Raw genomic sequence first — 25,294 nt, 5'->3', positions numbered from 1 at the left:
TCACCGGCCCTCGCGGTCGGCCTCGTCCTCCTCCATGACGGTGTCGTGCAGGAGCCGCAGCCGCTCTCGCCAGTAGGTCTCGTAAGGGTGCAGCCAGTTGGAGATCTCCCGCAGGGGCGCCTGGCACAGCGAGTAGTGGCGCTCCCTGCCGACCTTCCGCTCGGTCACCAAGCCGGAGTCGCGCAGCACCTTGAGGTGCTCCGACACGCTGGGGCGGGCCATGTCGAAGTGCGCGGCGAGGGTGTTGACGGACCGCGGTCCCTGAAGGAGGAGTTGCAGGATGCGGCGCCGGACGGGGTTGGCCAGCGCCGGGAACACATCGTCGAGCAGGGTGGGGGCCTCGTCCGGTGTCGCCGTCTTCCCGCTCCGCGGCATGGTTTCGCAGCCCTTGATCGCGCTCGCGCCGGCGCCCTGGCAACCGCCGACCTGGTCACACTACCAGTAGGTGCCCTCCTACCCGTCAACGCGCTCCGGGCGGGCTTCACCACCGGCGTCGCGCAGGGCGGCCACGGTCTCGCCGGTGTCCCTGGTCTCGAACATGACACCCCGCAGTTTGGGCGCGTCCGGCATCCGGTCGCAGAGGATCAGCGCCGTCCGCGCGCCCTTGGGCGCCACCTCGACCCACCGGGAGCTCTCGCCCATCGGCACCGGCGCGTCACCGCGGAGCTCGAAACCGAGCTTGTCGACGTAGAACGCCTTGGCGGCGTCCTGGCCGGTGACGGGGACGGGGGGCTTCTGCAGGTGCGTGATTTCCATGCGGAGCATCCTAGGTAGGCAAAATCCTACACGTGAAGCGTCGGCTAAATCCTACGCGTTTCATCGTCCCACGTCCGCGGCCCTCGTGGCAGCACGGTCGGAGAAGGCTCGGACCGGCCTGTCAGGCATCCTCAAGACATGCGCCCGACGAGGCGAGGGGCGCGTACTCGTGGCAGGCCGGGACCTCTCCGTCGGCGGAACAGCGCCGTGATCGTGCCGTCCCGGATGCCGTCATGCCGTTGCCTCTCGACCAGCATGAGGAGACGACATCGACCGGTGCCGGACATCCCGGGCTGGATGCCGGCGGCAGGTCCCCCCATCCTCCGGAACGAGTCATCGACGTCAGGAGCTCACATGCCCACCCGAACCACCGGATTACTGACGCGGCTCAATGAGCAGCACCACAGGACCGCCCTCGGGCTCTTCCTGGTGATCGTCGTGGCCCACTGGGCCGAGCACATCGCGCAGGCGATCCAGATCTACGCGCTCGGCTGGCCGCTCAAGGAGGCGCGCGGGGTGCTCGGGGTGCCGTTCCCGTGGCTCGTCACCTCCGAGTGGATGCACTACGGCTACGCCCTGATCATGCTGGCCGGCCTGATCCTGCTCCGGCGGGGCTTCACCGGCCGCTCCCGTACCTGGTGGAACATCGCGCTCGGTATCCAGTTCTGGCACCACATCGAGCACCTGCTGCTGCTGCTCCAGTCCATGACCGGCACGTATCTGGCCGGCCGGGCCGTTCCGACCAGCGTCATCCAGCTCCTGGTCCCCCGCGTCGAGCTGCACCTGTTCTACAACGCCGTGGTCTTCGCGCCGATGGTGGTCGCGATGCTGCTGCACCGCAGGCCGAGCCCGGCCGAGCACGCCACCATGCGCTGTGGCTGCGCGGTCGCGCCCGCGCCCGCCCCGGCCCCGGCATGAGGCGACGACCGCTGCCCCTGCCGCTGGCCGCGGTCCTGCTGCTCGTCGCCGGGCTCCTGGTGTCCTGCACGGCACCGGCGATCGGCCCGGCGCTGCGGCTGGCCCGCGGCGACGGCCTGCCCGGGACGTTCACCGCGCGGCACCTGGAGTGCGTCCAGCACCCCGGCCACGAAAGCTGCACGTGGATCGGCGAGTTCCGGTCCCGCGACGGCGCCGCCCAGCGCGCGGGGGTCGCCCTCGCCGGCAGCGACCGGGGCACCCACCACCCGGGTCTGCGGACCGAGGCGATGGACGTCGGGCTGGTCGGCCGGGTCTACGGGCCGGCCGGATCGTCCGAGTGGATCGTCACCGCGCTCCTGTTCCTGGCCGCGCCGGCGCTCCTGGCCTTCGTTCTCCCCCCGATCGCCCGAGCGATCCGCCGCGGACCGGCGTCCGGCCGGAAAGGAGACGAACATGATCGTGGCGATCACGGACAGCGCCTGGCGGGCGACGCGCACGTCGCTGGCGAGCACGGGTGATCGCTTCACCGACCTGGTCCGCGCCGCGGCCGACCCGTCCGCCCCGGCGACCAGGCACTGGTCGGTGGCCGCGCACGCGGGGCTCGGCGGGCTCGGCGGGCTCGGCGAGGGCGGCGCGGCGCCGGCCTTCGCGGCGGCGCTGCTCGCCTCCGGGCTGTCGTCGTCCGGCGTGGGCACCTCCGCCGGGCGGGTGGTCACGCGGGGCTTCGTCCGCCGCGGGATCCCGCTGATCACCGCGCTGAACGTGTACCCGCTCCACGTCACATTCCTCGCCTGACGTGCCGGAGCCCGCGGGCCCCGGCACGCCGTCCGCTAGTCCACCTCGGCGGCGGCCTGGGCGAACTGGGCCGAGTACAGCCGGGCGTAGGCGCCGTCCGCGGCCAGCAGCGACTCGTGCGTGCCCTGCTCGACGATCCGCCCTTCCTCCATGACCAGGATGAGGCCGGCGTCGCGGATCGTGGACAGCCGGTGGGCGATCACGAAGCTGGTACGGCCCGCGCGCAGCGAGCTCATCGCCCGCTGGATGAGCACCTCGGTCCGGGTGTCGACCGAGCTGGTCGCCTCGTCCAGGATGAGGATCGCCGGCTCGGACAGGAACGCGCGGGCGATCGTGATCAGCTGCTTCTCGCCCGCGCTGACCGTCCCGCCCTCGTCGTCGATCACCGTGTCGTAGCCGTCGGGCAGCGTGTGCGCGATGCGGTCCACGTGGGCGGCCCGCGCGGCGGCCTCGATCCGCTCGCGGGTGGCGCCCTCCGCGCCGTAGCCGATGTTCTCCGCGATCGTGCCGCCGAACAGCCAGGTGTCCTGCAGCACCATGCCGATGTTGGCGCGCAGCTCCTCCCTGGACATCTCGGCGATGTCCACGCCGTCGAGCGTGATCCGGCCGCCGGTCACCTCGTAGAAGCGCATGATGAGGTTGACCAGCGTCGTCTTGCCCGCCCCCGTGGGGCCGACGATGGCGACGGTCTGGCCGGGCTGCACGGTCAGCGACAGGTCCTCGATCAGCGGCCGGTCCGGCGTGTAGCGGAAGGACACGTTCTCGAACGCCACCCGGCCCCTGACCTGGTCGGGCCGCGCCGGCTTGGCGGGCTCCGCGGACTGCTCGCCGGCGTCCAGCAGCTCGAAGACCCGCTCGGCCGAGGCGATGCCCGACTGCACCAGGTTCGCCATGCCGGCCACCTGCGTCAGCGGCTGGCTGAACTGCCGCGAGTACTGGATGAATGCCTGGACGTCGCCCAGCGAGATGGAGCCCGAGGCCACCTTGAGCCCGCCCACCACGGCGACCAGCACGTAGTTGAGGTTGCCGATGAACATCATCGCCGGCTGGATCAGCCCGGAGATGAACTGGGCGCGGAAGCTGGAGTCGAACAGGGCCTGGTTGTGCTCGGCGAAGGTGTCGGCGGCCTCCTTCTGCCCGCCGAACACCTTGACCAGTGTGTGCCCGCCGTACATCTCCTCGATGTGGCCGTTGAGCTTGCCCGTCGAGGACCACTGCTTGATGAACTGCGGCTGCGACCGCTTGCCGATGACGGTGGTGATGTAGATCGACACCGGCACGGTGACGAGCGCGATGAGCGCCAGGACCGGTGAGATCCAGAACATCATCACCAGCACCGCCACGACCGTCAGCACCGACGTGATGAGCTGGCTCATCGTCTGCTGCAGCGTCTGGGCGACGTTGTCGGTGTCGTTGGTGGCGCGGCTGAGGATCTCGCCGCGCGGCTGGTCGTCGAAGTAGCTCAGCGGCAGCCGCCCCAGCTTGGCCTCGATCTGCTCGCGCAGCCGGGACGCCGCCCGCTGCACGACGACCGTGGTCAGCCGGAACTGCCCGATCCCGAGCACCGCCGCCAGCAGGTAGATCGCCAGCACCCAGCTCAGCACCTGGGCCAGCGCGGTGAAGTCGATGCCGTGGCCGGGCACCACGCTCATCGACGACACCATGTCGGCGAACGTGTCCTGGCCCTGGGCGCGCAACCCCGCCACGGCCTGCTCCTTGGTGGTCCCCGCGGGTAGCCGGGCACCGATGATGCCGGAGAAGATCAGGTCCGTGGCGTGGCCGAGGATCTTGGGTCCGGTCACGGTCAGCGCGACGCTGACCACGCCGAGGGCCAGGATGACGGCCAGCAGCGTGCGCTCGGGACGCAGCAACCGCAGCAGGCGGCGGAACGATCCGCCGAAGTCCAGCGCCTTCTCGGCGGGCCCGGCCATCATCCGGCCGGGCCCGAAGGCGGGCTGGGGGCGGCGCGCGGGCGTCTGCGTCGTCATGCCGCGGCCTCCTGTTCGGTGAGCTGGGAGAGCACGATCTCCCGGTACGTCGGGCAGGTGGACATGAGTTCGGCGTGATCGCCGCTGCCGACCACGCGCCCCTCGTCGAGCACGAGGATGCGATCGGCGTCGCGGATGGTGTTCACCCGCTGGGCCACGATGATCATCGTGGCGTCCGCGATCTCCTCGGCCAGCGCGGCGCGCAGCCGGGCGTCGGTGGCGTAGTCGAGGGCGGAGAAGGAGTCGTCGAACATGTAGATCTCCGGCCGGTGCACCAGGGCCCTGGCGATGGCCAGGCGCTGGCGCTGGCCGCCGGAGACGTTCGTGCCGCCCTGGGAGATCGGCTCGTCCAGGCCGCCGGGCATCGCCTCGACGAAGTCCCGGGCCTGGGCCACCTCCAGGGCCCGCCACAGCTCGTCGTCGGTGGCGTCGGGCCGGCCGTACCTGAGGTTGGAGGCGACGGTGCCGGAGAAGAGGTAGGGCTGCTGCGGGACCAGGCCGACCGCGCCGGAGAGCGCCGCCGGGTCGAGGTCGCGCACGTTGACGCCGTCGACCAGCACGTCGCCGGCGGTCGCGTCGAACAGGCGCGGGATGAGGTTGAGCAGCGTCGTCTTCCCGCTGCCGGTGCTGCCGATGATCGCGGTGGTCCGGCCCGGCCGCGCCGTGAAGGTCACGCCGCACAGCACCGGCTCCTCGGCGCCCGGGTAACGGAAGTCCACGGACCGCAGCTCCAGCTCGCCGAGGTGCCGTTCAGGGGTGACGGGCGCCGCCGGCGGGTGCACGGTCGGCTCGGTGTCGAGCACCTCCTGGATGCGCTCGGCGCAGACCTCGGCCCGCGGGATCATCATGAACATGAACATCGCCATCATGATCGACATGAGGATCTGCATCAGGTAGGAGATGACCGCGGTCAGCGCGCCCACCTCCATGGAGCCGTCGGCGATGCGGTGACCGCCGAACCACACCACGGCGACGCTGGACACGTTCACCACCAGCATGACGGTGGGGAACATCAGCGCCATCAGCCGCCCGACCCGCAGCGACACGTCGGTCAGCTCGTCGTTGGCCACGCCGAAGCGCTCGCGCTCGTGCCGGTCGCGGACGAAGGCCCTGATGACCCGGATGCCGGTGATCTGCTCGCGCAACACCTGGTTGATCCGGTCGATGCGCTCCTGCATCGTGCGGAAGAGCGGGCGCATCCGCATGACGATCAGAGCCACAATGATGATCATCACGGGTAGCACGACGAGCAGCAGCGACGACAGCGCCACGTCCTGGTTCAGGGCCAGCACGATGCCGCCGACGCACATGATCGGCGCGGTCACCATCAGCGTGAACGTCATCAGCACGAGCAACTGGACCTGCTGCACGTCGTTGGTGGTCCGGGTGATCAGGGACGGCGGTCCGAACGCGTTGACCTCCTGGACGGAGAAGTCCTGCACCCGGTGGAAGATCGCGGCCCGCAGGTCCCTGCCGAGCGCCATCGAGGTCCGGGAGCCGTAGTAGACGGCCACGGCCGAACAGACGATCTGGACTAACGTCACGCCGAGCATCACCAGCCCGATGCGCATGATGTAACCGGTGTCACCCTTGACCACGCCGTCGTCGATGATGTCGGCGTTGAGGGTGGGGAGATAGAGGGTGGCCAGCGTCTGCACGAACTGGAAGAGGACGACGAGCGTGATCTCTTTCCGGTACGGCCTGAGCTGGACCCGTAGCAGGCGGAACAGCATCAAGAGAAGCTTTCTGTCGATGGGGTGGGGAAGGACCGCACGAGCAGCCCGTCGAGCAGGACGGAGACGATCTCCTCGTCGTCCATGTCGCCGAACTCACCGCCCTGGCCGAAGCCGCGGTGCACGCTCACGGCGATCAGCATGAGCAGCAGTTGTGCCGTGGCCTGGGGAGAGCGGCGCAGCCGGTCGCGGTCGGGCCCGACCAGGGCGGCGAGCCCGGCTATGATCCGATACCGGTCGTTCATCAACTGCTCGCGGAACTCGACGCCGTCGGCCAGCAGCTCCCTGGGCGCGGCCATGAGGTTGGCGTTGGCCTCCATCCCGGCCCGGAGCATGGTGACCGCCTCACGCAGCCGCGCGCGCAGCTCAAGCCGCAGGTCGATGGCCGCCAGCGCGTCCACCGCCGGCTGCGAGTCGAACGCCCTCATCAGCGCCGCCCGCAGCAGCGAGGCCTTGTCGGGGAACACCCCGAAGATCGTGCCCTCGGCCACGCCCGCGGCCTCGGCGATCTGGCGGGTGCTCACGGCGGTGCCGTGCGCGCGCAGCAGGGGAACCGTGGCGGCGATGAGAGCGGCCCGGCGGTCTTCTGGCGCCATGGCCGGCACCCTTCGCCTTCTGTTCACGCGAGGAGTCTAATGAGCGAGTACTCACTCGTTCAACCCATTAAACGGTGGTACGCCCCCTGAGGCCAGGATGGTGGTTTTGTGGCCGTCACAACGGTCCGCCAGGACGGCCGGTGCCGCGGCCGTGACGGCCCTGACCCTGAACGGCGGCAGCCGCGAAGGGCCGGCGCGGCGGTTCCCCTGCTCGGTCTCCTTCGGCGGCGCGATCGCGCCGGTCGCCATCCGCTGGTTCGTCAACGGCGGTCACGTGCCGGCGTTCTTGCCGGTCCGGCAACCCGTGACGCGTGCGCCCGGGACCGCGCGTCACCCTTCACCGTCCCGCCGGTTACTCGTGGCGCCGCCAGCCGAGACAGCCTCCGTCGAGGGTGCGGGCGGCGTACCCGTGCTCGGCCAGGACGCGGACGGCCTCCGCGGACACCACGCAGTACGGCCCGCCGCAGTAGGCGATGACCTCCGCCTCCCTGGGCAGCTCGTCCAGCCGGTCGCGCAGCTCGGCCAGCGGCAGCGAGATCGCCCCCGGCACGTGGCCGGCGGCGTAGTCGTCGGGCGAGCGCACGTCCACGACCAGCGTCCCCGAGCCGGCCAGGCGGGCGGCCAGCTCGCCCGCGGTCACGCCGCGCCGGCCACGGCCGGGTGGCCCTCGGGAAGAGCGATCATGATGGGCTCGGTGCCCAGGAGGCGGCGGTCGACGCCGGGCGGCGGCTCCTCGGGGATGAGGTTGTAGGTGAAGGTGATCGCGAGGTCGCAACCGCCGGCGCGGAGGGTGTCGGTCGCCTCGCGGGGTTCGAGCTCGTAAAGGATCACGTGCAGGTCCGGGTGGCGGGTCCGGGCCAGCGCGATGGCGGGCAGCAGGCGGTGGACCGCGGCCGTGGCGAAGCAGGCCACCCGCAGGGGTCCCCGCGCGGTGGAGGCGGAGCGGAGGTCCTCTTCCGCGGCGTCCAGGGCGTTCAGCACGATGTACGCGTGCCGCAGGAGACGCTCCCCTTCGGCGGTGAGGCGGACGCGGCGCCCGGCGCGTTCGAACAGCCGGACGCCGGCCTCGCGTTCCAGCGTGGCCAGTTGCTGCGAGACGGCGGAGGACGTCATCCCGCGGGACTCGCCCGCAGCGGTCATCGTGCCGCGCTCGGCGAACTCGCGCAGCAGGAGGAGCCTGGCCGGATCCAGCATCAAGTAATCCTTACAGGTCAGAGTGGAAATGCTAAGTGGACATTGGCAATTGCAACACGCGACACTGGCAGCCGGCCACCCGCGAGCCCGAGAAACGGAGAACGGCATGGTCACCGTCGTCGAGGTACCCCAGTGGCGGGGGTCGTTGTCGCCCACCGCTCCCAGGCTCGTCGAAGGGGCCGCCCGGGTGGCGGCCATGGTGCCGCGGGCGCGGCACGTCCGGGTGGAGACCGGCGCCACCCTGCGCGAGACCGCCGACCGGGTCCGGCGGGCGCTGCCGGACGACGGCTTCACCGTCACCGCCGGCGGGGACTGCGGCGTGGAGCTGGAGCCGATCGCGGCCGCGCTGCGCAGGTACGGTGACCGGCTGGCCGTGGTGTGGTTCGACGCGCACGGCGACCTGAACAGCCCGGCCACCTCCCCGTCGGGTGCCTTCCACGGCATGATCCTGCGCACGCTGCTGGGCGAGGGCCCGCCGGACCTGGTGCCCGCGCCCGCGCTGCGCCCCGGCCAGGTGGCCATGGTGGGCACCCGTTGCCTGGACCCGGGCGAGGAGGAATACATCCGCGGCAAAGGCATCGGCGGCGCGGAGACGATCGACGCGGACGCGGTCCTCTACATCCACGTGGACCTCGACGTCCTGGACGGCATCACCTCGGTCGGCTACCCGGAGCCGGGCGGCCTGTCCCCCGAGGCGCTGTCCGCCGCCGTCGCCGACCTGACCACCCGGCACGAGGTCGTCGGGCTGGGGATCACCGAATACGCACCCGCCGATCCCAAGGACGAGCACATGCTCAGGTTGCTGGTCCCCGACCTGGTCGGCCTGTGCACCGCCACCGGCGCCCGGTAGATCGAGACGGCCCGATCCCCCCGCCATTCCGGCCAGAAGATGACCGCTATTGCCGACACTCTGGAACTCGACAACCGGACGGAACCACGGAAGGCCGAGTCATGACCGTCAACGAGCCGAGCACCAGCGAGCGCGCCGACCTGCTGGCGACGCTCACCAAACACCGGCACTTCCTTCGCCTGACCATTCGCGACCTCACCGACGAGCAGGCGGGGCTGCGGACCACGGCCAGCGAGCTGTGCCTGGGCGGCCTGATCAAGCACGTCACCGAGGCCGAACGGTCCTGGGTGGACTTCATCCTGGCCGGCCCGTCGGCGAAGGGCGACTTCTCCGCCATGACCGAGGCCGACTTGGCCGAGTGGGCCGACCAGTTCCGCATGCTGCCCGGCGAGACCCTGGCCGGGGTACTGGCCGACTACGCCGAGGTGGCCCGCAGGACCGACGAACTGATCACCACCCTGCCCGACCTGGACGCCGCCCAGCCGCTGCCGGAGGCCCCGTGGTACGAGCCCGGCGCCAAGTGGTCGGCCCGCCGGGTCTTCATGCACCTCATCGCCGAAACCGCCCAGCACGCCGGCCACGCCGACATCATCCGCGAGTCCCTGGACGGCGCCAAGAGCATGGGCTGACCACGACGCCCACCCCGGACGCCCACCCCGGACGCCCGCTCTCCAGGCGCTGACGACCGCTCCCGGGCCGCGCCGCCGATCGGCGCGGCCCCCTGGCCCACCTGCCGTGAGAGCGCCGCAGACCTGCTGATGGCATAGGTCGTCCGGTCCTGCCGCTGGCCGCTAACCTAGGTCGGGTGGAGACAGAGCGGCTCATCCTTCGCAGATGGCGCGAAGAAGACAAGCTTCCCTTCGCTGCGCTGAACGCCGACCCCGAGGTGATGCGGCACTTCCCCTCCGTCATGACCAGAGGGGAGAGCGACGAACTGGTCGACCGGATCGAGCGGGCCTTCGACAAGCACGGCTACGGGCTGTGGGCTCTCGAAGTACGCGGCACCGGCGAGTTCATCGGGTTCACCGGCCTGATCCTGCAGACGTTCGAGGCGCACTTCACCCCCGCCGTCGAGATCGGCTGGCGGCTGGCCAGGCCGGCCTGGGGGCACGGCTACGCCATCGAGGCCGCGAGGAAGGCCCTCGCGTACGGCTTCGAGGAGGTCGGGCTCGACGAGATCGTCTCCATGACCGCCGTCGGCAACACGCGCTCCCGCTCGGTCATGGAACGCCTGGGCATGACCCGCGACCCGGCCGACGACTTCGAGCACGTACGCGTACCGCTGGACAGCCCGCAACGCTCGCACGTTCTCTACCGGATCAGGCCCGGTCAGGCACTCAGCTCGTAGCGGGAGGCCGCCGGCTCTCGCGCCGGCTCACCCCCGCGTGTCCGCTGCGCCACGCCTCACCGAACGAGGTGCTGCTTTTCCGGGCGTTCGCCCTCGTCAAGCTTTCGCTGAAGATCTCCCTGCTCGGCCTATGCGGACGCGACAGGGTCTTCAGGCCGGTGTTCCCGAGCCAGGCCGACCAGTGATCAACGATAGGTCAGCGCGCCGGGCCGTGTATCAAGTTTCGCCTTGGCCCAAGCTGGTCAGCCATCCCCCGGGGTAGGCACTGTGCTGGACTTGCGCCCTCAACCGATGCGGGTGTCGGTATATCGGGCGTTGTGGATGACAAGGTGACCGCTGTTGTGTTCCCGCGGTCGTCGGGGGGTGTGCGTGCCGGTCGATCCGGAATACCTGCTGCAGGCGCGGCAGATGCAGGCGGTCTCGCTCGCCGTGCACATTCCCTTGGTATGTTTCGGGATCGCGTTCCCTGCGATGGTGTTGTTGTGTGAATGGCGCTACCTGCGGACCGGGGTTCCGCTGTTTCGCACGCTGGCCCGGCGCTGGTCGAAGGTGATGCCGGCGCTGTTCGCGGTTGGTGTGGTGACCGGGACGATTCTCAGCTTCGAGCTGGGGTTGTTGTGGCCGGAGTTCATGGCGCGGTTCGGCAACGTGTTCGGGCTCGGGTTCACCCTGGAGGGTTTCTCGTTCTTTGTCAAGGCGATCACCGGCCCTGATCCGACCCGGTTCCTTCAGTACGGTCGGCCGCCGCATGGCGCGCTCACCGGCCGCGCACGGCATCGGGACGCGCGATTCCCGATCGTGGTTCGGCATTTGCTGCGGAAGGCGCCGCGAATGTGGAACGCCTTGCCTGGAGAGTTTGTGTGACGCCTGTGGGTAGGTGCCAGGGAGCGGGTTCTGGCCCTGTGAGGGGCTCGATTCTGCGGATCGACCGACTCCCAGCCGGGGCGCCGCACGCGGCCGACGCGACGGAAGCGGCCCAGGGAGACCGGGGGCCGTCAAGGTTCCCGGGGTGGTCCACCGATCAGGAACATCGTCAACGCCGGCATCGGTGATGGACGAACCGGGGGTGATCCATGGCAACCGACAGACCCATGCCGGTCGGCTTGATCGGGCTCGGGCGGATGGGCGCGGACCTCGCGTGCGGGCTCAGCCGGGACGGCCTGCTCGACGGCTGCACGGTCATCGAGGGGGCGGCCCTGTCCGCGATACGCGGAGAGTTCGGCGGGCACGCGGAGAGGCCGGAGTGAGCGCGCGCGTGGGTACATCGGCGCTCGGCCTGCCTGGCCGGGTCCGCGGGTGCCTGTTCGACATGGACGGCGTCCTCACGCGCACCGCGACGGTGCACGCCAGGGCGTGGAAGTCGATGTTCGACGAGTTCCTGCGGGGGCGGGCCGCCCGGACGGGGAGCCCGTTCGTGCCGTTCGACGCGGCCGCCGACTACGACCGCTACGTCGACGGGAAGGAGCGGCTGGACGGGACGCGGAGCTTCCTGCGGTCGCGTGGGATCGACCTGCCCGAGGGGTCGCCTGATGACCCTCGGGAGGCGCTGACCGTGCACGCGCTGAGCAACCGGAAGAACGCCCTCGTCCAGGCGATCATCGACAGGGACGGCGTGGACACGTTTCCCGGCTCCGTCCGGTACCTGCGCGCCATTCGGGACGCGGGGTTGCGCAGGGCCGTCGTGTCATCGAGCGCCAACACCGCGAAGGTCCTGTCAGCCGCCGGGCTCACCGAGTGTTTCGAGGCCCGGATCGACGGTGTGACGGCTCAGGAGCGGCACCTGGAGGGCAAGCCGGCCCCGGACATGTATCTCGCGGGCGCGCAGGCGCTCGGGCTCAAGCCTTCGGAGGCGGCCGTGTTCGAGGACGCGCTGGCGGGGGTGGCGGCCGGCCGCGCGGGGGGCTTCGCCTTCGTCGTCGGCGTCGATCGTGCCGGTCAGGCGGACGCACTGCGCGAGCACGGCGCCGACATCGTGGTCACCGACCTGTCCGAGCTGCTGGAGGCGCGATGAACGGGCATGTGGAGGGCGAGGTGGCACGGTGATCACGCATCCGGCGTTCGCGGTCGAGCCATGGTCGTTGCGGGAATGCCGACTGGACATAGACGTGCTGGCGCAGACCGAGTCGGTGTTCTCGTTGTCCAACGGGCACATCGGCCTGCGCGGCACCCTCGAGGAGGGCGAGCCGTGCGGGGAGCCGGGCACCTACCTCAACGGGTTCTACGAGCTCAGGCCGCTGCCGTACAGCGAGGTGGGCTACGGGTATCCGGAGTCGGGGCAGACGGTGGTGAACGTCACCAACGGCAAGCTGATCCGGCTGCTGGTCGACGACGAGCCGTTCGACGTGCGATACGGCACGCTGCACGAGCACGAGCGGGTCCTCGACCTGCGGGCCGGGACCCTCACCCGAAAGGTCGACTGGAGCTCTCCGACCGGTGGCCGGGTGCGGCTGACGACCACGCGGCTGGTGTCCTTCACCCACCGCGCGGTGGCCGCGATCCGGTACGAGGTCGAAGCCGTCGACGAGCCGCGGCACGTGGTCGTGCAGTCGGAGCTGGTCGCCAACGAAACCCAGCAGTACGTGGTCGGCGACCCGCGTGTGGCCGCCCCCCTGGAGTCGCCGCTGGTCCTGGAGGAGAGCGTTCCGGCGCGGGAGGGTGTGGCGATCATGGTTCACCACACTCGGGCGAGCGACCTGCGGGTGGCCGCCGCCATGTGCCACGACATCGACGGGCCGGACGGCACCCGGATCGAAGCGCAGGCCGCCGGTGACGTCAGCCGGGTGACCGTCGCCACGCGCCTTTCACCTGACCGGCGGCTGCGGCTGGTCAAGTACTTCTCCTACGGGTGGTCGGCCAGGCGGTCCCGGCCCGCCCTGCACGATCAGGTCGTCGCGGCGCTGGCGGCCGCCCGGCTGGCCGGCTGGGAGGGTCTGTGCGCCGACCAGCGGCGGTTCCTCGACGAGTTCTGGCAGGGCGCGGACGTGGAGGTCGTGGGCGACCCCGCGGTGCAGCAGGCCGTCCGGTTCGGGATGTTCCACCTGCTGCAGGCGGCCGCCCGCCTGGAGGACCGCCCCATTCCCGGCAAGGGGCTGACCGGCTCGGGATATGACGGACATGCCTTCTGGGACTCTGAGATCTTCGTGCTGCCGGTGCTCACCCACACCTACCCGCGGGCCGCCGCCGATGCGCTGTCGTGGCGGAAGTCGACGCTGCCGTCGGCGCAGGCACGTGCCACGCAACTCGGGCTGTCCGGGTCCGCCTTCCCCTGGCGGACGATCAACGGCGAGGAGGGCTCCGGCTACTGGCCCGCCGGAACCGCGGCATTCCACATCAACGCCGACATCGCCTACGCGGTCACCCAGTATGTCGACGCCACCGAGGACACGGCGTTCGAGCGCGACGTCGGCCTGCCGCTGTTGCTCCAGACGGCTCGGTTGTGGCGCGCGCTGGGCCATCACGACGCCCACGGGAGCTACCGCATCGATGGCGTGACCGGACCCGACGAGTACAGCGCCGTCGCCGACAACAACCTGTACACCAACCTGATGGCCCAGCAGAACTTGCGTGCGGCCGCCGAGGTCGCCGACCGCCATCCCGATCGGGCGGCGCGGCTCGGGGTCACCACGGAGGAGACCACGAGGTGGCGCGAGGCTGCGGCCGCGATGGCCGTGCCCTACGACGAGCGGCTGGGCGTGCATCCCCAGAGCGAGGGCTTCACCCAGCATGAGATCTGGGATTTCGCCGCCACCCAGCCGGAACAGTACCCGCTGCTGCGACATTTCCACTATTTCGACCTCTACCGTCGGCAGGTGGTCAAGCAAGCCGACCTCGTGCTGGCGATGCACCTGCGCGGCGACGCTTTCACGCCCGAGCAGAAAGCCCGCAACTTCGCCTACTACGAGGCGCTGACGGTTCGCGATTCGTCGTTGTCGGCCTGCACCCAGGCGGTGATCGCCGCCGAGGTGGGGCAGATCGAGCTCGCATACCGCTACCTCGGCGAGGCGGCGATGATGGATCTGGCGGACCTGGAGCAGAACACCGTGGACGGGATCCACATGGCCTCGCTGGCCGGGGTGTGGATCTCCCTGGTCGCCGGATTCGGCGGGATGCGCGCCGGAGAGGGCCGGATGCGCTTCGCCCCGCTCCTGCCGCCGGGCCTCACCCGGCTCGCCTTCCGCCTGCGCTACCGCGGCAGTCTCGTACACGTGAGCGTGACCACGGACGCGACGACCTACCGGCTCCTTGAGGGCCCGCCGATCACAGTGGCCCACCACGGCGAGCCGTTCCCACTGCGGACCGAGCCGGTCAGACTGCCGAACCCCTCAACACCGGAGCCCGAGCGGCGGATCCACCAGCCGGCCGGCCGCGCGCCCCTTCCTCGCCACCCGGAGGGGTGAGGAGTGGAATCCAAGGAGCGGCCGCAAGCGCACCTCGCCCGGCCGGTCCCGGAACACCGTGCGTCCCGCTCCGTCCGCCCGCCGCCGCGCCGGCCTGGCGGAGATCGCCTGCTCCGTCGTCGCCGGCGAGGGGATCGGCAGTTCGAAGCCCTGAAGGCCGATTACCAGCGTGGAGATGTGAAGCTGGTGCCAGGCTTGGCATCACGTGAGGCGATCGTCGTGACGGACGCTGACACCATGATGGCGACGGGCTCACAAAGCGGGGCCGCAGCTCGGCCGGGGTGGCCCGCCAGCACACGGGCACCGCGGGCGCGGTGGTCAATTGCCAGATCGGGGTGATGGAGGCCTGGGCCACCGCAGCCGGGCAAGCCATGATCGACCGCGTTCTGCCTGATCTGCCGCCCGGCCGGGTGTGGGTGGCCGCCGATGAGGTCTACGGCCGTGACGGTGCCTTCCGCGCCTACCTGGAAGAGCGCGGCCTGCCCTACGCGGTGACCATCCAGCGCAGCTCGGCCCCGGAAACGGACGACAAAAAGCCGACCAGGTGCGCTCAGCCTGACATGCCGGAGGAGGTGTAACCCTCCACGAAGCGGCGTTGCAGGGAGAGAAACAGCACGAGCGGCGGCAGAACCATGATCAGACCGGCCGCGCTGACGAGTGCCCAGTTGGGGGAGAAGCCCTGCTGGAAGGAGTAGAGCGACAGCGAGACCGGCAGGCTGTCGCTGTCCTGGATGAACGTCACGGCCAGCAGGAACTCGTTGTACGCCTGCAGCCCCGCGATCAGACCCGCCGTGAGCACGCCCGGCCAGATCAACGGGAAGACGATACGGGTGAACAGCCGCAGCTCTCCCGCGCCGTCGAGACGCGCCGCGGCTTCGTACTCCTTGGGCAGCGCGAGCAGGAACGAGCGGATCAGCAGCGTGGCGAACGGACTGTAGATGGCCCAGTAGATGACGACCAGACCGAACCTGCTGTCGTACAGCCCGAGCTTCGTCCACAGCGACAGCAGCGGCACGAGGAACAGCTGGATGGGCAGGGAGCTGGCGATCAGCAGGTAGAGGATGAACAGCCCGGGTTTGGGCAGGTCGAGCCGGGTGAGCGCGTAGGCCGCGCAGCCCGAGATGACGCAGACCCCGGCCGCGGTCGCGGCCACGATGACCGCGCTGTTGACCAGCCCGGTGCCCATGTTCGCGTCGGTCCAGGCCGTCACGAAGTTCTGCCAGCGGAACTCGCCGGGCAGGCCGAAGGGATTCTCGCTGATCTCGCTCGGAGTCTTCAGCGAGGCCAGGACGAAGACCAGCATCGGGCCGAGCGCGTAGACGGCCAGGACGGTCAGGATCAGGTAGGCGAACGGGCGCCGGGTCATATCTCCCACCTCAGGCGGCGGCGCAGGTAGAGGTAGCCACCGACGGTGACCGCGCTGATCAGGGCCAGAATGACCCCGATCGCCGAGGCGTAGCCGGCCTGCTGTTCGCTGAACGCGGCGCGGTACATCACGGTGCTGAGCACGTCGGTCGCGCCGGCGGGACCCCCCTGGGTCAGGATGTAGATGTAGTCGAAGACCAGGAACGACCAGATGACGGTCATCAGCGAGAGGAACATGAAGGTCGGGCGGATCGACGGCAGGGTGATGTTCCAGAACTCCCGCCAGCTGCCCGCTCCGTCCATCCGGGCGGCCTCGTAGAGCGACGGCTCGACCGACTGCATGGCCGCCAGGAAGATCACGACGAGGAAGCCCCACCACTGCCAGTTGTTGATGAAGGCCACCGTGCCGAGGGCGAGCCGGCCGTCACCGAGGAAGTTCACGTCCTGGAGCCACGGGAGGCCGAGGCCGGCCAGGGCGGGCGCGATGCCGCTGGTCGGGCTGAGGATCTGCCGCCAGATCACGGCCGACACGACGGTCGCGATCACGTACGGGATGAAGAAGAGCAGCCGGAACAGCATCTGGCCGCGCCGGATCCTGGACAGCAGGAAGGCGCCGAGCAGCCCCATCGACATCGGCACGACGAGGAAGAAGGCCGTCCAGAGCAGGTTGTGCACCAGGGCCTGGCGGAAGTCGGGGCTGCCGAACAGCGCCAGGTAGTTGGCGAGCCCGACGAAGTGCGCCTCGTCGAGGCCGTCCCAGTCGGTGAAGGAGTAATAGACCGACATCAGGCCGGGGCCGGCGACCACGAGCAGGTTCACGAGCAGCAGAGGAGCGATGAACAGCCAGGCCGTCAGCCGGGCGCGGGCACGGGATCCGCTCACGATTCGGGGGCGAACGGCTTGGCCACGGCGCCCGCCGCGAGCTCGGCGGCGAAGTTCTGCTGCAGTCCGGCACAGAAGTCGGCCGGTGACATCGCACCCGTGACGACCTTGTCGAACTCGGTGTAGAGATAGGTGTCCGTCTTCGGGGGGACGAAGCTCCAGCTCGCGTAGCCCAGGTTCGTCGTGTCCGGGATGGCCTTGTACAGCCGCGCGACCCGCTCGTCCATGCCGGCCGGGTAGGCGTCGGCGGAGACCTTGAGCGGCGGGGGGTTGGTGCCGGTCGCGGCGAGGAAGCCGAGCATGCGCTGGGGATCGGCGATGAGGTAGTCGATGAACTCGGCAGCTCCCGCCGGGTTCTCCGAACGCGCGTTGATCGACAGCGTGGTGCCGATCGCCAGCGGGAAGACCCCCGGCGGCACGCCGTCAGCGAGTGAGGGCAGCGGCGCCCAGTCCCACTTCTTGCCGCCGGTGAAGAACGTGCCGGCCGAGTCGAAGCTCCACGTCCCCGTCATGTACATCGCGACCTTGCCGTTGGCCAGACCGGTGAACATGTCGGTGTCGGTGTTGGTGAAGTAGCGGTCGGCGCCGCCGCCCCACCAGCCCTTGTCGATCTGCGCCTTGAACAGGGTGATGGCGTCGACGAAGACCTTGTCGTCCCACCTCCGTGCCCCGGTGAGGGCCTCGTAAAGGGCCTTCGGGCCGACGGCGGCGTTGAGCACGCAGGTCAGGTACCACTCGCTCTGCGCCTGGTAGCCGCTGTTGCCCGCACCCACGGGGATCAGGCCCGCGCTCTTGGCGGCGGTGCACACGGTCTCGAATTCGGCCAGGGTGGTCGGCACCTTCCAGCCGTGCTGGGCGAAGGTGTCGGGGTTGTAGTAGAGCACCATCGAGCCGTAGCCGGCGGGCACGGAGTGGAGCTTGCCGTCGATCTTGCTGGCTTCGTAGGCCCAGGGCAGCAGTTTGTCCTGCCAGCCGTACTTCTCGGCGTATTCGTCGAGCGCCACCGTCTTGGAGCTCTTGGCGAAGGAGAGAGCTGCCGAGGGGCCGTCGGCGTAGACGACGTCCGGGCCCTTGCCCGCCGCCATCGCGGTGTTGGTCAGGTTGGCCAGCGTCGTGAGCTGCTTGACGTCCATCTTGACGCGGACGTCCTTGGCGCTCTTGTTGAAGGCGTCGACGAGGTGCTGGCGGAAGTACTTCTCGCCGTCGGGCGTGGCGAAGGCGGCCCAGTAGACGACGTCCTTGGCGCTGGAGGAAGACGAGCTGCCGCACGCGGCGAGCACCCAACCGGCGGCCACCGTGGCGCCGCTCAGCTTGAGAAAGTCACGGCGGGCGAGATTGACGGACATGAGGATCTCCTTACGAACGGCTAGGACGAGTCGCGGACGATGAGCCGGTGAGCGAGGACGATCTCGCGTGCCGTGTCGTCGTACTCGCCGGCCAGCCGGTCGAGCAGAAGACGTCCACAGGTCCTGCCGATCTCGCGGGCCGGGTTGAGCACTGTGGTCAGTGCGGGGGTGATGAGAGAGGCGGCCTCGATGTCGTCATAGCCGGTGATGGCCACGTCACCGGGGACGGACAGACCGAGCTGCCTGGTCACGTCGAGCGCTCCGACGGCGATCAGGTCGTTGCCGCAGACCAGGGCGTCGGGGCGGGGCGAGCGGGAGAGCAGGGCTCTGGCTCCTTCCGCGCCGCCCGCCCGGGTGAACGTGCCCGAGTGGATCAGGCCGGGCAGGATCGGCCGGCCGGCCTCGCGTAGCGCCCGCTCGTAACCCTCGAGCCTGATCTGGCTCGGGTGGGCGTGGGGCTCGCCGTTGAGGAACGCGATGCGCTGGTATCCCCGGTCGATGAGGTGGCTGACCACGTCGTGCACGCCGCTGGTGTCGTCGGCCCTGACGATGTCGCCGAACTCGGCGCGGAACCGGCCGCCCAGCCGTACGAGCTTGGTGCCCGACTCCCCGATCGTGTCGATGTCGCTGTCGGTGGCGCCGTACGAGGCCAGCACGATGCCGTCGACCCTGCGGGCCAGCACGTGCCGTACGACCTCGGGCAGGCCCCGGCTGGGGAGCGCCGCGTCGGTGACGGACAGCAGGTAGCCGCTCGACATCAGCACGTCCTGCAGCCCCGCGGCGACCAGCGGGTAGAACGGGTTGGTCAGGTCGGGGACGATCAGCGCGATCGACTCGCTGCGGTGCGTGCGCAGGCTGCGGGCCGACGGGTTCGGCCGGTAGCCGAGCTCCTCGATGACCGCCTCCACCTTGGCCCTGGTGCGGGCGCTGACCGGTCGGCGCCCGCTCAGCACGTGGGACACGGTCGTGACGCTGACCCCGGCGGCCGCGGCGACGGCCGCGATGTCAGGGCGCCCGCCTGATTCCCTCATCCCACCCCCCGAATACAAAACGTTTTGTGTCGTAGCATGCGGTGCGCTGCGTTCTCCGGTCAAGGGGCCGGTGTAACGATCCGGTTTCCGGGGTTGTCGCAGGAAGATCCCTGTTTGGGAGCCAGCGTGCCGCTGCTAGCGTGTGGAGCATAATGCAAAACGATGCGACTTTTGGAGCGTGAGTGACCCCCTTGGACCGGTGCCGAGGCGCGCTCCTCGGCCTCGCGGTCGGCGATGCCCTCGGCGCGCCCACCGAAGGCATGACACCCGCCGAGATCCGAGCGCGCTACGGCAGGGTCACCGATTTCCTCACCGAGGACGCAGCCGGCACCGACGACACCGAGTACGCGGTCCTCTGCGCCCGGGGCCTGCTCGCCCACGGCAGAGGCATCACCCCAGATGACGTGGCCGGGGTCTGGCTGGACACGGTCGCGGCGCAGCAGGGCGGCTTCCACGGCGCGGGCTTCAGCGAGATGGTCGCCATCGCCAACCTGCGTTCGGGGCTGCGCCCGCCGCAGAGCGGGAGCGACAGCTACGAGATGTGGAGCGACGGCGCCGCGATGCGGGTCGCCCCGGTCGGCATCCTCTGCATGGGCGACCCCGACGAGGCCGCCAGGATCGCGGCTGTCGACGCGTCGGTCAGCCACGCCCGCGACGGCGTCTTCTGCGCCCAGGCGGTCGCCGCCGCCGTCGCCGCCGCCATCACCGCGGGCGACCACCGCGACGCGATCGACGCGGGCGTGCGCGCGCTGCCGCCCGACTCGTGGTCGGCGCGGCTGGTGGGCCGGGCCCTCGACGTGACCGCGGCGGCGAACTCGCCCGCCGCGGCGGAGGAAGCGCTGTACGCGCAGATCCCGCTGTTCCACTACCCCTGGGCCGACGCCGCCCCCGAGGCGGTCGCGCTGGCCTTCGGCCTGTTCGCCGCCCACCAGGGCGACTTCACCCGGGTGGTACTGGCGGGGGTCAACATCGGCCGCGACTCCGACACCATCGCCGCCATCGCCGGCGCCATGGCGGGCGCTCTGAACGGCGCCCCGGCCATCCCAGAACGGTGGCGGGCCCAGGTGACCCGCGTGAGCGGGCGGTGCATCACCGCCACCGCGGGCACGGACCTCGTCGAACTGGCCGACCGGCTGCACGACGCCGGCCGGCGGACTTCTGCCCCCGGAGAGGCGACCGTCAATGGGCTCTGACGAACTTGGACGTACCGGCCACGCCCGGGACGCGCGGCACGAGCGTGCGGCCGGCGCCCTGCTCGGGCTGGCCGCGGGCGACGCCGCGGGACTCCCCGCCCAGTTCCACCGCAGAGCCAGATCGGAGTGGGCCCGTGCCGCAGGGTGGAGGCTGTCGGCCGCGCTGGACGAACAGCGGGTCTCGCGCCCATTGCTGCCGTTCACGCTCGGCATCGGTGACGACATGCCCCTGTCTCCCACGGACGATGCCGAGACCGCGGCCGTGGCCGCGCTCGTGCTCCTCGAGCAGCCGCGCCACGATCCGGCCGCGCTCTTCGCCGGATGGCGCAGGCGCATGTCGGGCGACGTCTGGACCGGGGTGGCCGAACGCTCCGCGATCATCAACAGCGCCAGAGGTCTCACGCCGCCCGCCACCGGCAACGACAATCCCGTCCACTACTCCGACAGCGCCGTACCCGCCGCCGTGTCGATCGGCCTCTACTACGCCGGTGACCCGGCCGGCGCCGCCGAGGTCGCGCGGCGCTACGCCGAGATCACCCACGCCGAGGACGGGGTCTGGGCCGCTCAGGCCATGGCTGTGGCCATCGCGTCGCTGGTCGGCGGCGCCGGCCTCGGCGACGCGCTGCGCGCGGCGGCCGGCGCGATCCCCGAGGAGAGCTGGACCGCCCGCAACCTCGCCAAGGCGGACCGCGTCCGCGAGTCGGCGCTCTCGTGCTTCGACGCCGTCCCCGGCCTGGTCGAGCAGCTCAGCCCGGCCACGTACAGCCACGGGGGAGTGGCCGCCGAGACGCTGCCCACGGCCTTCGTCCTGGCCGAACTGGCCGACGGCGACCTGGCCACGGCCCTCGGCTCGGCCGCGCTGGTCTCCCGGCAGTCCGACAGCATGCCCGCCATGGTGGGCGCGCTGTGCGGCGCGGCGTCCGGAGCTGCCGCCGTGCCCGACACGTGGCGCCGGCACGTCGACACGATCGCGGGCGTCCTGGTCCCCGATCTGAAAGGGCTCAGCCTCACCGCGCTCGCGGGCCGCCTCCTGGACGCGGCCGACGCCGACTCCTATCGTGACCCGGGCGCGGATCCGGTGGGGCGGCCGATTTCCTGACCCCCGGTGTGGTCGTCCTCATGACGATCACACCGGCACGGGGCCGCCACCTCGACATGGCGCGCCCCGTCCAGCCTCGGCGGCCCTCATCGCGGGCTGCAATCGGCTCGAACGAGAGGCCCGCTCATGGTTCCTCGGGAATCTCGTCGAGCGTGTTGGTCATCTCGTCGGCTGCCTGTTGTGCCTCGGGCGTGCCGATCTCATCGGCCGCGTCCAGGATCGCATTGATCGTTGGGTCCCGGCTCGAAGGGATCGGGATCTCTCGCAGCCATCTGAGCGATCGGCCCCGAGACCTGCCGTCAGGGCTACGTCCGGCGTGAGGTCCGCGCCTCCGACCTGGTCTGCGCCACGCCCGCGACCCGCACCCAGGTGCGCGCGGACAAACGGTCAAGCAGCGCGCCGAGGCCAAGGCGGACAACAACGCCAGTTCAGGACGCAAGGTGCTGGCCAAGCTGTGGATCACGAAGTACACGGTGGGCCCCGAAGGACAACGGCGACGGTACCGCCAAGTCCAACGGCGGACACCCGGGCGGCAGCTTCGGCCACCGCACCGGCAAATCCCTCTGCTCCGGCAAGGCGAACGCCTACGCCTACGACACGCGGTCGGGCCGCTACTCGGCCCGGGTCCCCGTCTCGGTCGGCTGCGCCGTCCGCTGAACACCGACCAGACCAGCAGGGCCGTTCCGAGGGGGGACGGCCCTGCTCTTGTCGGCGGGCTTGCCCGAACCCGCGACGGGTCACGACCAGCGGACCTCCGGGGTGCGTTCCACGAACCGCGCATATTTCTCGAATGCCCGCTCGACCTCCGCCCGGCCGCCGGGCGACGGGCGTAGCAGCAGGCTGGACATCCGCATGCCGAGCGCCTGTCGGGCGGTGAGTTGCACAGTTGATCGCCTCCTGTTCCGCCACCGTAGCCTTTGCCACCGACAATCCCGCCGAGATGACGGGCCGCCGCTGGCCGGGGCTGCTGACGAAAGGCTCAGCGTAACGAGGCGAGGCCGGCCGATGATCAGCCGCTGGATCTCCGACGTTCCCTCAAATATGGTGCAGATCTTGGCGTCGCGGTGGAAGCGCTCCACCGGGTGCTCTCGCGTGTAGCCGGCTCCCCCCAGTACCTGGATCGCCTGCTCCGTCACCCACACCGCCGTCTCGCCCGCCACCAGCTTGGACATCGATCCCTCCGCCTGCTCGAACGGGCGGCCGTCGCGGGCCATCCAGGCGGCTCGCCAGGTCAGGAGGCGGGCCATGTCGACGCGGGTGGCCATTTCGGCCGGCAGGAAGGCGATCGCCTGGTTCTCGCCGATCTTGCGGCCGCCGGGCGAACACGCCAGGGAACGCCGGGCGAACACGATCGGCGGACGGCCGGGGGCTAGGCGGCTATGGTGATCATGGGAGGGCGTTCCCCGATGCCGATGTCCCGGACCGTCACCTGGTGCCCGTCCCATCTTTTCCTGAACTGCGCCAGCCGGGGCGACGGCACGTGCCGCGACTCGATCTTGCCCTGGCGTTCCAGGCGCGACCACGCGGCCAGCATGATCTGCGACGCCATCCCGCCGAGCGCCTCCGTCGACTGCGGCGCGTGCTCGCGCGTGCCCAGGTCCACCTGCGCGAACGCGTCCAGCCCGGCGAGTTCGAGCAGGTCGATCAGCAGGCCGAGCTCCACGCCGTACCCGGTCAGGAACGGCACCCGTTCCAGGGCCGAGCGGCGGCCGGCGTACTCGCCGGCCAGCGGCTGCACGAAGCCCGCCAGCAGCGGCCAGTGCAGGTTGATCAGCGGGCGGGCCACCAGCTCGGTCACCCGGCCGCCGCCGGTCGGAGCGCCGTTCAGCGGGCGGTCGTAGCACCCCTTGGCGTACACGACCGAAGGGTCCGCGAGGAGCGGCCCAAGCAGCCCAAAGATCAGCGAAGAACGAAATTTCCGGATATCGGCGTCGGCGAACACCAGCACGTCACCCGAGGTGACGGCCAGCGACTTCCACAGCGCCTCCCCCTTGCCGTCGAGCGGCTTGAGCTGCGGCAGGATCGCGTCCTGCGCGTGCACCGCGGCCCCTGCCCGCGCGGCCACCAGCGCGGTGTCGTCGGCGGAACGCGAGTCGATGACCACGATCTCGTCCACGAGCCCGCTCAGCTCCCGCCGGATGACCCCGACGATCTCCCCCACGGTGTCCCGCTCGTCACGCGCGGGGAGCACCACGCTCACCGTGGTCCGCCCCTTGGCGGCCATCAGCTCGCGGATCGGCCAGTCCGCGGCGGACGAAGTACGGCGCCGCAACCATCCACACACTTCAGGCAGCATGGCAACCCCTCCCCCCGAATCCCCACATTTCAGGTTAGGTAGTGGTGGCGTGTCGCTCCAGGAACGTGTAGACATCCGCTTCGTCCACCCCCGGGAACGACCCCGGCGGTAGCGCGGCCAAGACGTGGGAGTTGGCACGGGCGGACGGCCAGGCGTATCCCTCCCAGCGCTCGGCCAGTTCGGCGGGCGGGCGGCGGCAGCAGTCTCCGCTCGGGCAGTTGGATTTGGTACGGTTGGTCGTCTCGCGCCCGCGGAACCATCGCGATTCCTTGTAAGGTACCCCGAGGGTGATCGCGAAATCCCTCTCCCGCGAGGGATCGACGTGAGCCACGCAGAAATAGGTGCCCGTCGGCGAATCCGAATACTGGTAGAAGACCGAGAAGCGATCCGGCGAGGCGAACACCTGCCTCCCCGACCACTGCAGGCACATCCGTTGCCCCTCGATGGCCCCCTGCTCGTCGGCCGGGAAGACGATGCCGTCGTTCTCGTACGCCTTGTAGATGGTGCCGCCGGCGTCGTTGCGCACGAAGTGGCAGACGAGACCCAGGTGGTGGGTGGCCAGGTTGGTGAAGCGGTGCGCGGCCATCTCGTACGACACCGCGAACACGTCCCGCAGGTCCTCCACCGACAGCGCCCGGTCGGACTTGGCCTCCTGGAGGTAGAGCGTGGCGGCCTTCTCGGGGACGAGCACGGCGGCGGCGAAGTAGTTCGCCTCGGTGCGCTGGCGCAGGAAGTCGGCGAAGTCGCGGGGCTTGTCGTGGCCGAGCGCGAGGTGCCCGAGGGTCTGCAGCAGGATCGTGCGCGGGGTGTGCATGCCGAGCTGCTCGTGCTTGACGTAGATGCGGCGGTTGCGGAGGTCAGTGATGGAACGTACGGATCGGGGCAGATCCTGGGCGGTGTGCACGGTGTAGCCGAAGTGCGTGACCAGGCTCTGGATCATGCTCTGCGACAGGGCGCCCGTGCGGTATCCGACCGCCTCCAGGGCGCCGGCGGCGGCCTTCTCGATCTCGGGGAAATAGTTGCCCTGCTCCCGCTGCCTGCGGCGGAGCTCGGCGTTGGCGACCCTGGCCTCCTCCGGCGTGGCGGTGCCGCGGGCCTGGCGGGAGCGCAGCTCACCGTACAGGCCGAGCAGGTGTTCGAGCACGTCGTTGGGCACCCGGGCGGAGACCTTGAGCCGCGGCAGGCCGAGGCCGGCGTAGATGGGGTCGCGCTGCGCCTCCTCCAGCGCGATCTCGAGCTGGGCGCGGCGGTTGGGCGGCTGGCGGCGCAGCAGCTCCTCGATGGGCACGTTGAGGGCGGTCGCCAGCGACTTCAGCAGGGAGAGCTTGGGCTCGCGCTTGCCGTTCTCGAGCAGGGACAGCTGGCTGGGCGCCCTGCTGACACGCGATCCCAGGTCGGACAGGGTGAGGCCGCGCTGTTTGCGCAGGTGACGAAGGCGCTGCCCAAACGCGATCAGATCCAGCTCTTGCGTCAAAGACAGCGGTTCTTCGCCTAGCAAGGACGCCAT

25 protein-coding genes and 2 pseudogenes are annotated in these 25,294 nt (G+C 70.4%); 13 read left to right on the top strand and 14 right to left on the bottom strand.

What is annotated here, in order from left to right; genetic code table 11:
- Together ABGB18_RS03520 and ABGB18_RS03515 are read right to left on the bottom strand one after the other, a co-directional pair.
- Complete coding sequence (locus tag ABGB18_RS03520) at window positions 1-375, bottom strand: metalloregulator ArsR/SmtB family transcription factor (protein ID WP_347693834.1); 375 nt, start codon at window positions 373-375, stop codon at window positions 1-3.
- A gap of 78 nt (window positions 376-453) precedes the next feature.
- Complete coding sequence (locus ABGB18_RS03515; protein WP_347693833.1) at window positions 454-756, bottom strand: VOC family protein; 303 nt, start codon at window positions 754-756, stop codon at window positions 454-456.
- A gap of 354 nt (window positions 757-1,110) precedes the next feature.
- Here ABGB18_RS03515 and ABGB18_RS03510 point away from each other — a divergent pair, with 354 nt between their 5' ends.
- The 3 genes from ABGB18_RS03510 to ABGB18_RS03500 are packed head-to-tail and all read left to right on the top strand — an operon-like array spanning window position 1,111 to window position 2,469.
- The gene (locus ABGB18_RS03510; RefSeq protein ID WP_347693832.1) at window positions 1,111-1,674 is read left to right on the top strand and encodes a hypothetical protein; all 564 of its coding nucleotides are present in this window, start codon (window positions 1,111-1,113) and stop codon (window positions 1,672-1,674) included.
- Window positions 1,671-2,192, top strand: a complete 522-nt coding sequence (locus tag ABGB18_RS03505; protein ID WP_347693831.1) for a hypothetical protein — start codon at window positions 1,671-1,673, stop codon at window positions 2,190-2,192. The genes ABGB18_RS03510 and ABGB18_RS03505 overlap by 4 nt, the downstream gene beginning before the upstream one ends.
- Complete coding sequence (locus ABGB18_RS03500; RefSeq protein WP_347693830.1) at window positions 2,128-2,469, top strand: hypothetical protein; 342 nt, start codon at window positions 2,128-2,130, stop codon at window positions 2,467-2,469. Before ABGB18_RS03505 ends, ABGB18_RS03500 begins: the two co-directional genes overlap by 65 nt.
- 35 nt (window positions 2,470-2,504) lie before the next feature.
- On the opposite strand, the gene ABGB18_RS03495 is transcribed toward ABGB18_RS03500, so the two are convergent.
- From ABGB18_RS03495 to ABGB18_RS03475, 5 genes are all read right to left on the bottom strand, one after another.
- Window positions 2,505-4,457 (bottom strand): ABC transporter ATP-binding protein, encoded by a 1,953-nt coding sequence (locus ABGB18_RS03495; RefSeq protein ID WP_347693829.1) that lies wholly within the window; start codon window positions 4,455-4,457, stop codon window positions 2,505-2,507.
- The gene (locus ABGB18_RS03490; RefSeq protein WP_347693828.1) at window positions 4,454-6,190 is read right to left on the bottom strand and encodes an ABC transporter ATP-binding protein; all 1,737 of its coding nucleotides are present in this window, start codon (window positions 6,188-6,190) and stop codon (window positions 4,454-4,456) included. The genes ABGB18_RS03495 and ABGB18_RS03490 overlap by 4 nt, the downstream gene beginning before the upstream one ends.
- Window positions 6,190-6,786 (bottom strand): helix-turn-helix domain-containing protein, encoded by a 597-nt coding sequence (locus ABGB18_RS03485; protein ID WP_347693827.1) that lies wholly within the window; start codon window positions 6,784-6,786, stop codon window positions 6,190-6,192. Before ABGB18_RS03485 ends, ABGB18_RS03490 begins: the two co-directional genes overlap by 1 nt.
- A gap of 352 nt (window positions 6,787-7,138) precedes the next feature.
- Complete coding sequence (locus tag ABGB18_RS03480; protein ID WP_347693826.1) at window positions 7,139-7,426, bottom strand: rhodanese-like domain-containing protein; 288 nt, start codon at window positions 7,424-7,426, stop codon at window positions 7,139-7,141.
- Window positions 7,423-7,980 (bottom strand): LysR family transcriptional regulator, encoded by a 558-nt coding sequence (locus ABGB18_RS03475; protein WP_347693825.1) that lies wholly within the window; start codon window positions 7,978-7,980, stop codon window positions 7,423-7,425. The genes ABGB18_RS03480 and ABGB18_RS03475 overlap by 4 nt, the downstream gene beginning before the upstream one ends.
- A 106-nt stretch (window positions 7,981-8,086) precedes the next feature.
- On the opposite strand from ABGB18_RS03475, the gene ABGB18_RS03470 reads away from it, so the two are divergent.
- From ABGB18_RS03470 to ABGB18_RS03435, 8 genes and pseudogenes are all read left to right on the top strand, one after another.
- Window positions 8,087-8,830 (top strand): arginase family protein, encoded by a 744-nt coding sequence (locus ABGB18_RS03470; RefSeq protein WP_347693824.1) that lies wholly within the window; start codon window positions 8,087-8,089, stop codon window positions 8,828-8,830.
- Between the two features lie 101 nt (window positions 8,831-8,931).
- Window positions 8,932-9,459, top strand: a complete 528-nt coding sequence (locus tag ABGB18_RS03465; protein ID WP_347693823.1) for a DinB family protein — start codon at window positions 8,932-8,934, stop codon at window positions 9,457-9,459.
- Window positions 9,460-9,635: 176 nt separating this feature from the next.
- A complete protein-coding gene (locus ABGB18_RS03460) occupies window positions 9,636-10,178 on the top strand; it encodes a GNAT family N-acetyltransferase (RefSeq protein ID WP_347693822.1) in 543 nt (180 codons plus the stop codon).
- 369 nt (window positions 10,179-10,547) lie between these two features.
- Window positions 10,548-11,042, top strand: coding sequence for a cytochrome ubiquinol oxidase subunit I (locus tag ABGB18_RS03455; RefSeq protein ID WP_347693821.1), 495 nt, complete (start codon window positions 10,548-10,550; stop codon window positions 11,040-11,042).
- 209 nt (window positions 11,043-11,251) lie between these two features.
- Complete coding sequence (locus tag ABGB18_RS03450; protein ID WP_347693820.1) at window positions 11,252-11,425, top strand: hypothetical protein; 174 nt, start codon at window positions 11,252-11,254, stop codon at window positions 11,423-11,425.
- Window positions 11,426-11,433: 8 nt separating this feature from the next.
- Window positions 11,434-12,189, top strand: coding sequence for a beta-phosphoglucomutase family hydrolase (locus ABGB18_RS03445; RefSeq protein WP_347693819.1), 756 nt, complete (start codon window positions 11,434-11,436; stop codon window positions 12,187-12,189).
- Between the two features lie 28 nt (window positions 12,190-12,217).
- Window positions 12,218-14,575 (top strand): glycosyl hydrolase family 65 protein, encoded by a 2,358-nt coding sequence (locus ABGB18_RS03440; RefSeq protein WP_347693818.1) that lies wholly within the window; start codon window positions 12,218-12,220, stop codon window positions 14,573-14,575.
- Between the two features lie 263 nt (window positions 14,576-14,838).
- Window positions 14,839-15,153 (top strand): annotated as a pseudogene (locus tag ABGB18_RS03435) (hypothetical protein); the annotation flags it as partial.
- Here the strand turns inward: ABGB18_RS03435 and ABGB18_RS03430 are convergent.
- Genes ABGB18_RS03430 through ABGB18_RS03415 form a run of 4 tightly spaced genes read right to left on the bottom strand, consistent with a single transcriptional unit; the run spans window position 15,126 to window position 19,199 of the window.
- Entirely contained in the window at window positions 15,126-15,941 is an 816-nt protein-coding gene (locus tag ABGB18_RS03430) for a carbohydrate ABC transporter permease (protein WP_347693817.1), read from the bottom strand. The pseudogene ABGB18_RS03435 and the gene ABGB18_RS03430 sit on opposite strands and share 28 nt — an antisense overlap.
- Window positions 15,938-16,822, bottom strand: a complete 885-nt coding sequence (locus ABGB18_RS03425; RefSeq protein WP_347693816.1) for a sugar ABC transporter permease — start codon at window positions 16,820-16,822, stop codon at window positions 15,938-15,940. The genes ABGB18_RS03430 and ABGB18_RS03425 overlap by 4 nt, the downstream gene beginning before the upstream one ends.
- Window positions 16,819-18,168 (bottom strand): ABC transporter substrate-binding protein, encoded by a 1,350-nt coding sequence (locus ABGB18_RS03420; RefSeq protein ID WP_347693815.1) that lies wholly within the window; start codon window positions 18,166-18,168, stop codon window positions 16,819-16,821. The genes ABGB18_RS03425 and ABGB18_RS03420 overlap by 4 nt, the downstream gene beginning before the upstream one ends.
- A gap of 20 nt (window positions 18,169-18,188) precedes the next feature.
- Entirely contained in the window at window positions 18,189-19,199 is a 1,011-nt protein-coding gene (locus ABGB18_RS03415; protein ID WP_347693814.1) for a LacI family DNA-binding transcriptional regulator, read from the bottom strand.
- A gap of 182 nt (window positions 19,200-19,381) precedes the next feature.
- On the opposite strand from ABGB18_RS03415, the gene ABGB18_RS03410 reads away from it, so the two are divergent.
- Window positions 19,382-20,392 (top strand): ADP-ribosylglycohydrolase family protein, encoded by a 1,011-nt coding sequence (locus ABGB18_RS03410; RefSeq protein ID WP_347693813.1) that lies wholly within the window; start codon window positions 19,382-19,384, stop codon window positions 20,390-20,392.
- Window positions 20,382-21,491: an ADP-ribosylglycohydrolase family protein gene (locus tag ABGB18_RS03405; protein WP_347693812.1), complete on the top strand. Its 1,110-nt coding sequence runs from the start codon at window positions 20,382-20,384 to the stop codon at window positions 21,489-21,491. Before ABGB18_RS03410 ends, ABGB18_RS03405 begins: the two co-directional genes overlap by 11 nt.
- 998 nt (window positions 21,492-22,489) lie before the next feature.
- On the opposite strand, the pseudogene ABGB18_RS03400 reads toward ABGB18_RS03405, so the two are convergent.
- From ABGB18_RS03400 to ABGB18_RS03390, 3 genes and pseudogenes are all read right to left on the bottom strand, one after another.
- Window positions 22,490-22,804, bottom strand: a pseudogene (locus tag ABGB18_RS03400) (acyl-CoA dehydrogenase family protein); the annotation flags it as partial.
- Between the two features lie 56 nt (window positions 22,805-22,860).
- On the bottom strand, window positions 22,861-23,787 hold the full coding sequence (locus ABGB18_RS03395) for a glucosyl-3-phosphoglycerate synthase (protein ID WP_347693811.1): 927 nt from the start codon (window positions 23,785-23,787) through the stop codon (window positions 22,861-22,863).
- 34 nt (window positions 23,788-23,821) lie between these two features.
- Window positions 23,822-25,261: a helix-turn-helix domain-containing protein gene (locus tag ABGB18_RS03390; RefSeq protein ID WP_347694295.1), complete on the bottom strand. Its 1,440-nt coding sequence runs from the start codon at window positions 25,259-25,261 to the stop codon at window positions 23,822-23,824.
- Window positions 25,262-25,294 lie beyond the last annotated feature (33 nt).

Origin of the sequence: Nonomuraea sp. B12E4, assembly GCF_039871825.1 — a bacterium.
In the GTDB taxonomy this organism is placed as follows: domain Bacteria; phylum Actinomycetota; class Actinomycetes; order Streptosporangiales; family Streptosporangiaceae; genus Nonomuraea.
Note: the sequence above shows the minus strand (reverse complement) of the source record. Positions and strands in the feature narration are given on the sequence as shown.